The organism is Rhodococcus kronopolitis, from assembly GCF_042654025.1.
GTDB lineage: Bacteria > Actinomycetota > Actinomycetes > Mycobacteriales > Mycobacteriaceae > Rhodococcus_G > Rhodococcus_G kronopolitis.
In genome coordinates, this window is record NZ_JBHSFO010000002.1 from 20,593 (window position 1) to 34,469 (window position 13,877).

Here is a 13,877-nt window from a genome sequence, read left to right on the forward strand (position 1 = left end):
CGCTTCTGTGCGCAGGGCCTGCTCGTTGTCTGACACGTTCTCTACCCCAGTTTGTTGATCAGCTGCTGCACCACGCGCGCGGGGCTGCGGCTGTCGGTGCGGACCCGGATCGTCGCCACCTCGCGGTAGAGCGGGCGACGGCGACGCATCAGGTCCCGGTACTTCTGCTTCGGGTCGCCGCCGTTGAGCAGCGGCCGGGCGTCGTTGGTCCCGGTGCGCTTGAGTCCCTCGGAGATGCTGATCTCCAGGTACACCACGGTATGCCCGGAGAGCCGGGCGCGGGTGGCCGCGGACAGGATCGCGCCGCCGCCGAGCGAGACGACGCCGTCCTGCTCGGTCAGCGCGCGCCGGACCATGTCCTCCTCGAGCGCCCGGAACGTCGCCTCACCGTCGGTGGCGAAGATGTCCGCGATGGTGCGTCCGGTCTCCTCCTCGATGGCGGCGTCGGTGTCGAAGATGTCGACCTCCAACGCCCGCGCGAGCCGCCGCCCGATGGTGGACTTCCCCGCCCCCGGCGGACCGACGAGCACCGCAACGGGACTCATCGGGACTCACGACCGGCGGTCACCTCGCGAGACGTTCCTGCACTGCCGCGAGGTAGCCCTCGACGTTGCGGACGGTCTCCGCGAGCGAGTCGCCGCCGAACTTCTCCAACGCCGCCTGCGCGACGACCAGCGCGACCATCGACTCCGCGACCACGCCTGCGGCGGGCACCGCGCAGACGTCGCTGCGCTGGTGGATGGCGACGGCCTCCTCGCCGGTGGCCATGTCGACCGTCGCGAGGGCCCGCGGCACGGTGGAGATCGGCTTCATCGCCGCCCGCACCCGCAGTGCCTCGCCGTTGGTCATGCCACCCTCGAGCCCACCGGCCCGGTTGGTCGAGCGCAGCACGCCGTCGGGGCCGGGACGCATCTCGTCGTGCGCGGCGCTGCCGCGGCGGCGCGAGGTCTCGAAACCGTCGCCGACCTCGACACCCTTGATGGCCTGAATTCCCATGAGCGCGGCGGCAAGTCGCGAATCGAGACGGTTCTCGCCGCTGACGAAGGAGCCGAGTCCGACGGGCAGTCCCTCGACGATCACCTCGACGACGCCACCGAGGGTGTCGCCCTCGCGCTTGGCGGACTCGATCTCCGCGATCATCGCGGCCTCCGCGTCGGCGCCGAACGCGCGCACCGGGCTGGCGTCGATCGCGGCCAGGTCGGCGGCGACGGGCAGCGGCGCGTCCGCGGCACGGGCGGCGGTACCGATGGAGACGACGTGTGAGAAGACCTCGACGCCGAGGGCCTCACGCAGGAACTGGCGGGCGACGGTACCGGCGGCGACGCGGGCCGCGGTCTCGCGGGCGCTGGCGCGCTCGAGCACCGGGCGGGCGTCGTCGAAGCCGTACTTGAGCATGCCCGAGTAGTCGGCGTGTCCGGGCCGCGGTCGGGTCAGCGGCGCGTTGCGCGCGAGGTCCTTGAGCAGAGCCTCGTCGACCGGGTCCGAGGACATCACGGTCTCCCACTTGGGCCACTCGGTGTTGCCGACCTCGATGGCGATCGGGCCGCCCATGGTCCGGCCGTGCCGGACGCCGCCCAGCACGGTGACCTTGTCGGCCTCGAAGGCCATGCGGGCGCCACGGCCGTAACCGAGACGGCGGCGGGCCAATTGGGTGGCAATCTCGTCCGTGGTGACCTCGACCCCGGCGACCATTCCGTCGAGAAGGGCGACCAGGGCGGGACCGTGGGATTCTCCGGCAGTTATCCAGCGCAGCACGAGGCCCATCCTTCCACGGCGCGCCACCGGGAATGCACACCGGCTACCCGAGCGCCGTCGCGGTCAACGCCACCACCGTCGCCAGGCACATCGACGGGCCGTGCGGCAGGCTCCGACCACGGCGCCCGGCCGCCAGCAGGACCACCCCGAACGCCGCGGTGAGCGCGACGGCGCCGACCGCCGCCAGCAGCCACGTCTGCGCGCCCGCAGCGCCGGTGACGCCGCCGAGACCGACCGCGAGCTTGACGTCACCGCCACCCATCGCGGCAGGCGCGGCCAGGTGCGTGAGGAGGTAGAGCCCCGACAGCAGTGCCGCGCCGACGAGTGCGGCGCGGCCGTGCCCGGTGACGGCGGCCGCGAGCAGCACCACCACGGCGCCGGGCACGGTCGCCGCGTTCGGCAGCCGGCGGGACCGCAGGTCGACCGCGCTGAGGTATCCGCACCAGCACGCCAGTGCGCAGCCCGCGGCGATCGTCGGCCAGTCCTGCCCCCACCCGATGCCCATGCCCATGCCCATGCCCACACGGTGCCGGTCGTCGGCGTCGGGGCCCGGCCGGTCACCTGGGTGGACTGTTGCCCTGTGGATGAACTGCCGGGCTGTGGACGGACTGCAGACCGTGGACGAACCGGCCTGCCGGCCGGGTCGGACTACCGGCGGTGGCGGAGCGGCACTCAGGCCCCGATGGCCGCGGCCATCGCCGCACGCGGCGCGGGCCGGCCGGTGAACTGCTCCACCTGGCCGAACGCCTGGTTGAGCAGCATCCGAAGACCCCCGGCGACGGTGCCGCCTGCGGCGGTCACGGCGGCGGCCAGCGGCGTCGGCCACGGGTCGTAGATCGCGTCGAGCAGCACCGGCACGCCGGCGACCGCCGACACCAGGTCCGCACCGGCCGTGGCCGGGATGGTGCTCACGGCCACCGCCGCGCTCGCGCAGACCCGGGCCAGCGCGTCGAGCTCGAAGTCCTGGTACCGCACGGTCAGGCCCATCCGCCGGCCGCACTCGACGGTCTCGGCCGCCCGCTCGGCGGACCGCGCCACCACGACGGCCTCCGCGACCCCCAGGTCGGCGAACGCCCGCAGGCTGGGCCGGGCGGTGCCGCCTGCGCCGAGGACGACCGCGGTCGCGCCGGTCAGGTCGCCGACCCCCACCTCCGCCAGCGCCCCGGTGACGCCGTCGACGTCGGTGCAGTCGGCCCGCCAGCCCCCGTCGATCCGGACGAGGGTGTTCGCGGAGCCGATCTGCACGGCCCGCTCGGTCCGCTCCGTGGCGAACTCGAGTGCGGCGAGCTTGCCGGGCATGGTGACCGACAGGCCCACCCACTCCGGCCCCAGCCCGGCGACCAGGCCGGGCAGCTGTTCGCCGGTGCACTCGACCCGGTCGTAGGTCCAGTCGGTCAGACCGAGCGCCCGGTACGCGGCCAGGTGCAGCTGCGGTGAGCGGGAGTGCGCGATCGGGCTGCCGAGCACCGCCGCCCGGCGAGCCGAATCAGCGGCCACTGTCGAGGATTCCGCTGCCCTGGGCCTTGACGATGTTGTCCAGGTGCTCGTCGTAGCCCTTGGTGAACAGCGTCGTGCCCTGCTTGTCGATGGTCACGAAGTAGAGCCAGTCCCCCGGCGGTGCGGACTCGACGGCCTGCACGGCCGCGATCGACGGCGAGGAGATCGGCGTCGCAGGCAGGCCGTCCTTGGCGTAGGTGTTCCACGGGGTGACCCGGGCCCGGTCGGCGTCGGTGGTGGCCACCTCGGTGGTGTCGAGTGCGTAGTTCACCGTGGAGTCGAACTCGAGCTTCTGCGGCTCGGCGAGCCGGTTGATGATCACCCGCGCGACCTTGCCGAAGTCCTCCGGCAGCGACTCGCGCTCGACCAGCGACGCCGCGACCAGCACCTCGTAGGGCTTGAGCCCGACCTCGCTGCCCGCGGTCCTGATGCCGGTGGCCTCGTACTTTGCCGCGCTGCCCGAGACCAGCGTCCGGAGGATCTCGGTCGGGCCTGCCGACGGGTCGAAGTCCCAGCTGCCGGCCGCGATCAGGCCCTCGAGCTGGCGCGCCCGGTCCGGCACGACACGGACCTGGGCGGCCGCCCAGTCCGGCACCCCGAGCGCGGCGGCGTCGGGGTCGGCGCCTGCCGCCTCGAGGTCCGCGACGCTCACGCACTGCGGCTCGCCGGCCGCGGGCAGGCAGCTGGCCTTCGAGATCAGGGTGTAGATGCCGTTCTTGGTGGCGCCGGTGGTGACGTCGCGGGTGTCGTGCAGCTGACGGCCCTCGGAGATCACCAGCGCGCCGACCCGCGACTCGGGGCTCACCAGCGCGGTGACCGCGGCCGCGGCGGGCTGCCGGGAGGCGAGCGAGTAGTAGCCGGGCTGCAGCTCGCTCATCGAGCTCTGCTGGACGGCGGCGTTGTAGAACGCGTCGCTGCTCTTGACCACGCCCTCGGCCAGCATCGTGGCGCCGATCTGCTGCGCGGTGTCACCGGGGTGCACCTGCACGACCACCTCGGGGCCGGCCTCGCCGGCCGTGTAGTCGGCGGGCAGGCCCGGTCCGCCGAGCTTCTGGAAGGCGAAGTAACCGATGCCGCCGACCATCGCGACGGCGACCGTTCCGGCCAGCACGACGACGGCCTTGCCGCGGCCGTTGCCCCGGCGGTTGGCCGCCTCGCGCGCGCGGCGCGCCTCGGCGCGGCTGTTGTACCTCTGGTCCTGGCCCGACCGGGTGTCTGTCACTGACCATCCTCCGTGTGTGCGTTCAGGTCCTGCGCGGCGCGCATCACCACGCTTCGCTGGTCCAACCATCCCTGCAGAATCGCCACGGCCGCGGCCTGGTCGATCACCGACCGCTGCCCCTTGGCCTTGACTCCGCTCTCGCGCAGCGCCCGGGACGCGGTGACCGTGGTGAAGCGTTCGTCGGTCATCCGCACCGGCACCGGCGCGAGCCGGTCCCGGAGCTGTGCGGCGAACGTCAACGCCAACCCCGCGGCGCTGCCGCGTTCGCCCCGAAGGGTCTGCGGCAGACCGACAATAACCTCGACGGCCTCGTATTCCGCGACCAACGCGGCGAGTCGCTCGATGTCCGACCTGTCCGCTTTGGACTTCGCGCGCGGAACGGTCTCGACCGGGGTGGCGAGGATGCCGTCGGGGTCGCTGGAGGCGACGCCGATCCGGACACTGCCGACGTCGACCGCGATGCGGCGGCCGCGCCCGGGGTCGTCGACCCCGGGCTGGTCGGCCGCTGCCCGGTCCGGGTGATCCGACGCTGCCCGGTCCGGGTGATCCGACGCTGCCCGGTCCGGGTGATCCGACGCGGCCCGGTCCTCCCGACTCAACCCGCGAGCTCGGCGACGCGGGCGCGTACCGCCGAGAGCGCGGCCGGGATGCCCGACGCGTCGCTGCCTGAACCCTGCGCCATCTCCGGCTTGCCGCCGCCACGACCGCCGATGCTGGGCCCGAACGCGCCGACCAGGTCACCGGCCTTGACGCCGAGGTCCTGGGCTGCCTTGTTGACGCTCACGACGAACGGCACCTTGCCGTCCGCGGAACCGATCAGCACCACCACGGCGGGCTCGGTGCCGAACCGGCCACGGACGTCGGTGGTCAGGGTGCGCAGGTCGTTGCCGGAGACGCCCTCGGGCGCCGCCTCGGCCACCAGCAGCAGCCCGCCGATCCGCTCGGCCCGCTCGACGAACGTGCCCGCCGACGCGAGCACGGCCGCGGCCTTGGTCTGCTCGAGTTCCTTCTCCGCCGCCTTCAGCCGCTCCACGAGCTGCTCCACCCGCGCCGGCACGTCCTCGGACGGCACCTTGAGCGAGGACGCGACGCCGGCCAGCAGCGCGCGCTCCTTGGCCAGGTACTTGTACGAGTCCAGCCCGACGAAGGCCTCGACGCGGCGGATTCCGGAGCCGACGGACGACTCGCCGAGCAGCGTGATCTGACCGATCTGCGAGGAGTGCGCGACGTGGGTACCGCCGCACAGCTCCATCGAGAAGGGGCCGCCGATCTCGACGACGCGGACCTCGTCGCCGTAGTTCTCGCTGAACATCGCCATCGCGCCCATCGCCTTGGCCCGGTCCAGGTCCGTGACGAAGGTGTTGACGGGATGGTTCGCGGCGACGGCCTCGTTGGCGACCGACTCGATGTCGCTGCGCTGCGACTCCGAGAGCTGGCCCTGCCAGGAGAAGTCGAAACGCAGGTAGCCCGGCTTGTTGAGCGAGCCTGCCTGAACCGCGTTGGGGCCCAGCACCTGTCGCAGCGCGGCGTGCACCATGTGGGTGCCCGAGTGGCCCTGGGTGGCGCCGGCGCGCCAGTTCGCGTCGACCTGCGCGAGGATGGCGTCGCCCTCGGTGAGCTGACCCTGCTCGACGGTGACCTTGTGCACCCACAGCTTCTTGGCGATCTTCTGCACGTCCCGCACCCGCACCTTCACGCCGGGCGCGGTGATGGTGCCGATGTCGGCGATCTGGCCACCGGACTCCGCGTACAGCGGGCTGCGGTCGAGGATCACCTCGACCTCCTGCCCGGCCGTGGCCACCGGCACCCGGACGCCGTCCGAGATCAGCGCGATCACGGTGGCCTCGGTGGTCAGCTCGGCGAAGCCGGTGAACTCGGTCTCGCCGCGGTCGACGAGCTCCTTGTAGACCGACAGGTCGGCGTGCGCGTGCTTGCGGGCGCGGGCGTCGTCCTTGGCGCGCTGACGCTGCTCCGCCATCAGCGACCGGAAGCCGTCCTCGTCGACGGTCAGGCCGGCCTCGGCCGCCATCTCCAGGGTCAGGTCGATCGGGAAGCCGTAGGTGTCGTGCAACGCGAACGCCTCGCCCCCGGCGAGGACCTTCTTGCCTGCGGACCGGACCTCGTCCGCGGCGGTGTCGAACCGCTTCTCGCCGGAGACCAGGGTGCGGCGGAACGCCGCCTCCTCGCCGACCGCGACGTTGAGGATCCGCTCGAAGTCGGTGTCGAGCACCGGGTACGACGGCGCCATGGTGTCGCGCACGACGGTGATGAACTCGCGCATGCTGGGCTGCTCGGCGCCGAGCAGCTTGGCCGAGCGCACGATCCGGCGCAGCAGCCGGCGCAGCACGTAGCCGCGGCCGTCGTTGCCGGGGTTGACGCCGTCGCCGATCAGCATCGCGGCGGTGCGCGCGTGGTCGGCGATGACGCGGAAGCGGACGTCGTCCTCTCCGCTGACGCCGTACGTGCGGCCGGTCAGCTCCTCGGCCTTGGCGATGACCGGACGGACCAGGTCGGTCTCGTAGACGTTGTCGACGCCCTGCAGCAGGAAGGCGACGCGCTCGACGCCCATGCCGGTGTCGATGTTCTGCTTCGGCAGCGGGCCGAGGATCTCGAAGTCGTCCTTGCCGGAGCCGCCGAGGCCGCGCTCGTTCTGCATGAACACGAGGTTCCAGATCTCGAGGTAGCGGTCCTCGTCGGCCTCGGGTCCGCCCTCGAGCCCGAACTCGGGGCCGCGGTCGTAGTAGATCTCCGAGCACGGGCCGCAGGGGCCGGGGATGCCCATCGACCAGTAGTTGTCGGCCATGCCGCGGCGCTGGATGCGCTCGTCCGGGATGCCGGCCTCTTCCTTCCAGATGTCGCGGGCCTCGTCGTCGTCCAGGTAGACGGTCACCCACAGCCGCTCGGGGTCGAACCCGTAGCCGCCGTCCGCGACGCTGTTGGTCAGCAGCGCCCAGGCGTGCTTGATCGCCTCGCGCTTGAAGTAGTCGCCGAAGGAGAAGTTGCCGGCCATCTGGAAGAACGTGTTGTGCCGCGTCGTGATGCCGACGTTCTCGATGTCGAGGGTCCGCACGCACTTCTGCACGCTGGTCGCGGTGGCGTACGGGGGCGTCTGCTGGCCGAGGAAGAACGGCACGAACTGCACCATGCCGGCGTTGACGAAGAGCAGGTTCGGGTCGTCGAGGATCAGCGAGGCGCTGGCGACTTCGGTGTGACCGGCCTTGACGAAGTGGTCGAGGAATCGCCTGCGGATCTCGTGGGTCTGCACGTCATGGTCCTTACAACAGTGGCGGTGTGGGCTGACCGTTGCGCACGCCAAGATCACGACGCGTCGGCCGTCCCCCAGCCTATCGCGAGCCGGCCGCACACCTTCCGCGCGTACCGCGCGCGTCGGACACCCGTCACGGTGGTGTGACGATCCTCGCCTGGCCGGATCAATACCCCTTGGGGTATCTTCGACGGCATTGCCACATACCTATGGGGGTATCTGACTGGGCAAATATATACCCCCACCCGTATTTAGGAGATCAGCGTGAAAGTCAAGGAGAAGGTCGCGGCGAGGCCGCCGTCCGGCGCCGACGAGGGCGCCCCCGCGGTCGCCGGGCTGTTGGGCAGACTGGGCGCGGCGATGGCAGGCCGGGCCCGCTGGGTCTTCGGCATCTGGCTGATCGCGCTGGTCGCCCTCGGTGCCGCGGCGCCGTCGGTCTTCAGCTCGCTGGCCGGCGCCGGGTGGCAGGCCAACGGGTCGGAATCCGTCCAGGTGCGCGAGCTCGCCGAGGAGCACTTCGGCGGCAACTCCTCCGCCGCCGTCCAGGTGGTCGTGCACTCGGACGCCGCGCCCCTCGACGATCCCGCGGTCCAGCGGGTACTCGACGACGCCACCGCGCTGCTCACCGCCGACCCGCGGTTCGGCGAGGTGATCGCCCCCCAGCCCGGGATGTCGATCAGTCCGGACGGGCACACCGGCATCCTGATCGCCGGCGCCGACGCGAGCTCCGACGACATGGTCAAGGCAGTCGACGACGTCAAGGACGAGCTGACCGCGCTGTCCGGCGACGGCGTCGAGGTCTACCCGACCGGCGCGTCCGCGCTGTGGAGCGACTTCAACAAGGCGAACCACGACGCGATGATCCAGGCCGAGATGATGTCGTGGCCGGTGACGCTGGCGATCATGGTGCTGGCGTTCGGTTCGCTCGTCGCCGCGGGCCTGCCGCTGCTGCTGACGATGGCCGGCCTGATCGCCTCGGCGGGCGGCCTGGTGCTGCTCAACTCCGTCACGCCGATCTCCGTGTGGGCGATGAACTTCGCGATGATGTTCGCCCTCGCCCTGGGCATCGACTACGCCCTGTTCATCGTCGCCCGGTTCCGCGACGCCCTGCGCCGGACCGGCGACCCCCGGGCGGCGGTCGCGGAGACGATGGACACCGCCGGCAAGGCGGTCGTGCTCTCGGGCCTGACCGTGCTGGTGAGCCTGTCCGCGGTGCTGCTGGTCCCCGCCCCGGCGGTCCGGACCATGGCGGTGGGCATCATGCTCGCGGTGACGTTCGTCCTCGCCGCCACCCTGACCCTGCTGCCGGCAGTGCTCGGCACGCTCGGCTCGAAGGTCAACGCAGGGTCACTGCCCTACGCCAAGCGTCAGCAGCACCGGTCCCCGCGCTTCGCAGCCTGGGGCGCCCTGCTGGACCGGCACCCGTGGCCGTTCGCCATCGGGTCGTTGCTGGTGCTGGTCGCGCTGTCCGTCCCGGTCCTCGGCCTCAAGGTCGCCATGCCCTCGATCCAGGTGGTCCCGGCGGACGCCCCGGTTCGCCAGGGCTACGAGCTGGTCCAGTCCGCGATGGGCGTGGGCGCGCCGGGCATGCTGCAGATCGTCACCCCGGCCGCCGCGGCCGAGGCGAGCGCGACCGTCGCGGCGGCCACCGAGGGCATCGCGGCGGTGACCCCGCCGGTGCCCGCGGGCGACGGCTCCGGCCTGGTGATGCTCCAGGCGATCCCGACCGTCGACCCCTCGGACGAGGCCATGGGTTCGATCCTCACCCAGTTGCGTTCCGACCTGCCCGAACAGGCGCTGGTCGGCGGCGCACCAGCGGAGAACCTGGACCTGCAGCAGGCCCTGAACGACTACCTGCCGCTGATCATCGGCGTCATCCTGATCCTGGGCTTCGTGTTGCTGCTGGTGGCGTTGCAGGCGCCGCTGATCGCCGTCCTCGGCACCGGGGTCAGCCTGCTCTCGACCGGCGCGGCGTTCGGCGTGGCGAAGCTGATCTTCCAGGACGGTCACGGGGCCGAACTGCTCGGCTTCACACCGCAGGGCTTCCTCAACGGCTGGGGTCCGGTGTTCTTCTTCGCGATGATCTTCGCCATCGCGATGGACTACACGGTGTTCCTGCTCTCGACCGCAAAGGAACACTACGAACGCACCGGCGACCCGAAGATCGCGCACATCGACGGGCTCGCGCACTCGGGTCGGGTGATCCTCGCCGCGGCGGCGGTGATGGTCGCGGTGTTCTTCACCTTCGCGCTCTCCGATCCGCTGCCGCCGAAGGAGATGGGCATCATCCTCGGCGTCGCGGTCCTGCTCGACGCGGTCCTCGTCCGCCTGGTCCTGCTGCCGACGCTGCTGCGCCTGACCGGGCACGCCGCCTGGTGGTCACCGGCCTGGCTGCGGCGGGTGCTGCCGAGGATCAGTTTCTCGCACGGCTGATCCGACGGGGTGCGTGGTCGGCGGCCGGATCGCCGCCACGCACCCCGCGCCGGCCCGCCCGGCATCCACTCGTCCGACCGACCCCTCACCCGACAGACCACAGGAGATTCCAGTGAACAACCTTCCCCGCCACCAAGGCTGGACAGTCGAGCGCGCGGTTCCGCTGATGGGCGGAGCGATGGTGCTCCTCAGCGTGGCACTGACCCTCGCGTTCTCGCCGTGGTGGCTGCTGCTCACCGGGTTCGTCGGCGCGAACCTGGTCTTCTTCGCCGCGGTCGGCTGGTGCCCCGCCAGCCTGGTCATGGGTCGGCTGGGCCTCGCGCGGGCCGGCTGCCGGTACACCCCGCCTGCCGTCGACGGACCCGCCTGACGGTCGTGCCTGCCCGCGGACCAGGACGGAGTGCACGCCGGGTCAGCGCCCCCGGACGATCCGGCGCAGCTTCGGAACCCGTTGCGCCAGCTCGCGTTCGGCGCCGTGGCCGGTCGGTACGTAGTAGTCGACGCCGACCAGCTCGTCCGGCGGGTACTGCTGGGCGAGCACCCCGTCCGGGTTGTTGTGCGGGTACTTGTAGCCGACGGCGTTGCCGAGCTTCTCCGCCCCGGCGTAGTGGCCGTCGCGCAGGTGTGGCGGCACCAGCCCGTCGCGGCCCTGGTTGACGTCCGCCATCGCCGCACCGAGCGCCGCGATGACGGCGCCGGACTTCGGCGCGGTGGCCAGGTGGATGGTGGCCTGTGCCAACGCCAACCGGGCCTCCGGCATGCCGATCAGCTGCACGGCCTGCGCGGCGGCGGTCGCGGTCTGCAGGGCCGTCGGGTCCGCCATCCCGATGTCCTCGCTGGCGTGCACCACCAGCCTGCGGGCGATGAAGCGCGGGTCCTCCCCCGCGACGATCATCCGCGCCAGGTAGTGCAGCGCGGCGTCCACGTCGGAGCCGCGAATCGACTTGATGAACGCGCTGATCACGTCGTAGTGCTGGTCGCCGTCGCGGTCGTAGCGGACGGCCGCCTTGTCGACGCTGGACTCGACGGTCTCGAGGTCCAGCAACGCGGGGCGCGCCGCCGTGCCGTCCAGCGCGGCGCCCGCCGCGGCCTCGAGCGCCGTCAACGCGCGTCGCGCGTCGCCTGCCGCGAGCCGGACGAGATGTTCGAGGGCATCGTCGGCTATCTCGACGGATCCGCCCAGGCCCCGCTCGTCGGTGCGCGCCCGCTCGATCACGACGCCGATGTCGTCGGACGTCAGCGACTGCAGCTGCAGCACGAGCGAGCGCGACAACAGCGGCGAGACCACGGAGAACGACGGGTTCTCGGTGGTCGCCCCGACCAGCAGCACGATGCGGTTCTCGACCGCGGCGAGGAGCGCGTCCTGCTGCGTCTTGGAGAAGCGGTGCACCTCGTCGATGAACAGGACGGTCTGCTCGCCGTGGAGCAGCCGCCGCCGGGCCAGTTCGATGACGCCACGCACTTCCTTGACGCCGGCCGACAGCGCCGACAGCGCCTCGAACCTGCGCCCGGTGGCACCCGAGATGAGCGACGCCAGCGTGGTCTTGCCGGTCCCGGGCGGACCGTAGAGCAGCACCGACGACGCGCCGGACCCCTCGACAAGGCGACGCAGCGGAGCCCCCGGCGCCAGCAGGTGCTGCTGACCGACCACCTCGGCCAGCGTGGCCGGCCGCATCCGCACCGCGAGGGGCGCACCGGGGTTCGGCGTCGACGTCCGGGCGGGGACCGACGTGAGCGGTTCGGGAGCAGGCTCGGCGGCCGGAGCCTCGAACAGGCCCGCCCCGTCGCCGCCCGCGTCCGTGTCGCCGAAGAAGTCAGTCACACCCCGACGCTACTAGCCGGCACCGACGTCGACCCCCGCCGCGGGTCCGACAGTGAGACGGGCAACTCGGGAATGGGGCGGCGAACATCGGGTGAACATCGCGCGCGCAGCCCCGTTTTGAATGAGCAGGCGTCCAGGTTCGGGGTGTGATCCCTGAGTGCCTGAATCACGCGTGCCCCAACGCTCCCCCCGACCCGACACCGAACGCCCCGGACTGAGCCGGCGCGGCCTCCTCCGCGGCTCCGCCATCGCGGCCGGCGTCGGCCTCGCCGCCTCGGTGACCGGCAGGGCCGCGGCCGCGCCTGCCGTCGCCTTCGGACACGGCGTCGCGTCCGGGGACCCGCTGCCCGACCGCGTGGTGATCTGGACCAGGGTCACCCCCTCCGCCGCGGCGACGCCGGGGTCCGGTGTGGGTGAGCAGGTGCCGGTGCGCTGGGAGGTCGCCACGGACCCGGCCTTCGCCACCGTCGTCCGCAGCGGCACCGTCACCGCGACCGCCGAGTCCGACCACACCGTCAAGGTCGACGCCACCGGCCTGCAGCCGGCGACCACCTATCACTACCGCTTCACCGCCCGCGGCGGCGCGGTCGCCGGCCAGGTCTCACCCGTGGGACGCACCCGCACCGCGCCCGCGACCGACGCGGACCTGGACCGGCTGCGGTTCGGCGTGGTGTCCTGCTCGAACTGGGAGGCCGGCTACTTCGCCGCCTACCGTCACCTGGCGGTGCGCGAGGACCTGGACGCCGTGATCCACCTCGGTGACTACATCTACGAGTACGGCCAGGGCGAGTACGGCGCCAGGAACGGGTCGGTGCGCCTGCACGAGCCCGCACACGAGATCGTCTCCCTCGCCGACTACCGGATCCGGCACGCCCAGTACAAGACCGACCCCGACCTGGCGGCGCTGCACGCGCGGGTGCCGTTCATCGCGACCTGGGACGACCACGAGTCCGCGGACAACGCCTACAAGGCCGGTGCGGAGAACCACAGTCCCGCCACCGAGGGCGACTGGGCCACCCGCAAGGCGAACTCGGCGCAGGCGTACTTCGAGTGGATGCCGGTGCGGGTCAACGGTTCCGGCACCGAGGCGGTGCTGTACCGGCGGTTCCGCTTCGGCAACCTCGCGGAGCTCTCGATGCTCGACCTGCGGACCTACCGCGACGAGCAGGCCACCCCGGGCGCGGGCTGGCGCGCTGTCGACGCGCCCGAGCGGACCATCACCGGCCGAGCGCAGATGGACTGGCTGACGAACGGAATCGTGTCCTCGCCCACGCAGTGGAGCGTGGTCGGCAATCCGGTGATGATCGCGCCCTCACTGATCCCACCCCTGGACACCAGGACCACCCGAGCGGTCACGGACATGATCGGCGTACCGGCCGCGGGCATCCCCTACGGCACGGACTCGTGGGACGGCTACACCGCGGACCGCAGGCGACTTTTCGACGCGATCGCCGGGCAGGGCGTCGAGAACACGGTGTTCATCACCGGCGACATCCACTCCTCGTGGGCGTGCGACCTGCCGGTGGACTCGGCGAACTACCCGGCCGGGCCGACGGTCGGCACCGAGTTCGTGGTGCCGTCGGTGACCTCACCGAACATGGACGACTCGCTGAACGTGCCGCCGCGCACGGCCAGCGTCGCGGTGGAGGAGGCCTTCAAGGCGGTCAACCGGCACATCCGGTACATCGACTTCGACTCGCACGGCTACGGGGTGTTCGAGGTGAACCGGGCCGCCGCGCAGATGGACTGGTTCTACCTGTCCGACCCGACCGACCCCCGTGCCACCGCCGCGCGGGGCGCCAGCTACCGGGTCGGGTCCGGCGAGCAACGGACGCTGCCTGCGGCGCCCCTCGACCCGGCCGCCCACCGGCCGTAGGACCGGC

The 13,877-nt window shown here is 72.0% G+C and carries 10 protein-coding genes and 1 pseudogene; 3 read left to right on the top strand and 8 right to left on the bottom strand.

The genetic code is table 11. From position 1 onward, the window contains the following. Positions 1-41: 41 nt before the first annotated feature. The 7 genes and pseudogenes from ACFO6S_RS03240 to alaS all read right to left on the bottom strand — a co-directional run bounded on the left by ACFO6S_RS03240 (position 42) and on the right by alaS (position 7,739). Positions 42-545, bottom strand: a complete 504-nt coding sequence (locus ACFO6S_RS03240) for a shikimate kinase (RefSeq protein ID WP_378414129.1) — start codon at positions 543-545, stop codon at positions 42-44. A gap of 19 nt (positions 546-564) precedes the next feature. Continuing rightward, positions 565-1,764 (bottom strand): chorismate synthase, encoded by a 1,200-nt coding sequence (aroC, locus tag ACFO6S_RS03245; RefSeq protein ID WP_378414131.1) that lies wholly within the window; start codon positions 1,762-1,764, stop codon positions 565-567. 34 nt (positions 1,765-1,798) lie between these two features. Further along, entirely contained in the window at positions 1,799-2,272 is a 474-nt protein-coding gene (locus tag ACFO6S_RS03250) for a prepilin peptidase (RefSeq protein WP_378414134.1), read from the bottom strand. Positions 2,273-2,427: 155 nt separating this feature from the next. Further along, on the bottom strand, positions 2,428-3,252 hold the full coding sequence (locus tag ACFO6S_RS03255; protein WP_378414136.1) for a shikimate dehydrogenase: 825 nt from the start codon (positions 3,250-3,252) through the stop codon (positions 2,428-2,430). Then, positions 3,242-4,444: pseudogene (locus tag ACFO6S_RS03260) on the bottom strand (endolytic transglycosylase MltG); the annotation flags it as partial. The gene ACFO6S_RS03255 and the pseudogene ACFO6S_RS03260, both read right to left, overlap by 11 nt. A gap of 26 nt (positions 4,445-4,470) precedes the next feature. Then, complete coding sequence (ruvX, locus tag ACFO6S_RS03265; RefSeq protein ID WP_378415190.1) at positions 4,471-4,935, bottom strand: Holliday junction resolvase RuvX; 465 nt, start codon at positions 4,933-4,935, stop codon at positions 4,471-4,473. Positions 4,936-5,069: 134 nt separating this feature from the next. Further along, positions 5,070-7,739 (bottom strand): alanine--tRNA ligase, encoded by a 2,670-nt coding sequence (gene alaS / locus ACFO6S_RS03270; protein WP_378414138.1) that lies wholly within the window; start codon positions 7,737-7,739, stop codon positions 5,070-5,072. Positions 7,740-8,099: 360 nt separating this feature from the next. Here alaS and ACFO6S_RS03275 point away from each other — a divergent pair, with 360 nt between their 5' ends. Further along, entirely contained in the window at positions 8,100-10,172 is a 2,073-nt protein-coding gene (locus tag ACFO6S_RS03275; RefSeq protein ID WP_378415192.1) for an MMPL family transporter, read from the top strand. 112 nt (positions 10,173-10,284) lie between these two features. Continuing rightward, a complete protein-coding gene (locus tag ACFO6S_RS03280) occupies positions 10,285-10,542 on the top strand; it encodes a YgaP family membrane protein (RefSeq protein ID WP_378414139.1) in 258 nt (85 codons plus the stop codon). Between the two features lie 42 nt (positions 10,543-10,584). On the opposite strand, the gene ACFO6S_RS03285 is transcribed toward ACFO6S_RS03280, so the two are convergent. Beyond that, entirely contained in the window at positions 10,585-11,994 is a 1,410-nt protein-coding gene (locus tag ACFO6S_RS03285; RefSeq protein WP_378414141.1) for a replication-associated recombination protein A, read from the bottom strand. A gap of 157 nt (positions 11,995-12,151) precedes the next feature. Between ACFO6S_RS03285 and ACFO6S_RS03290 the strand changes: the two genes are divergently transcribed. Beyond that, positions 12,152-13,870, top strand: coding sequence for an alkaline phosphatase D family protein (locus ACFO6S_RS03290; RefSeq protein ID WP_378414143.1), 1,719 nt, complete (start codon positions 12,152-12,154; stop codon positions 13,868-13,870). Positions 13,871-13,877 lie beyond the last annotated feature (7 nt).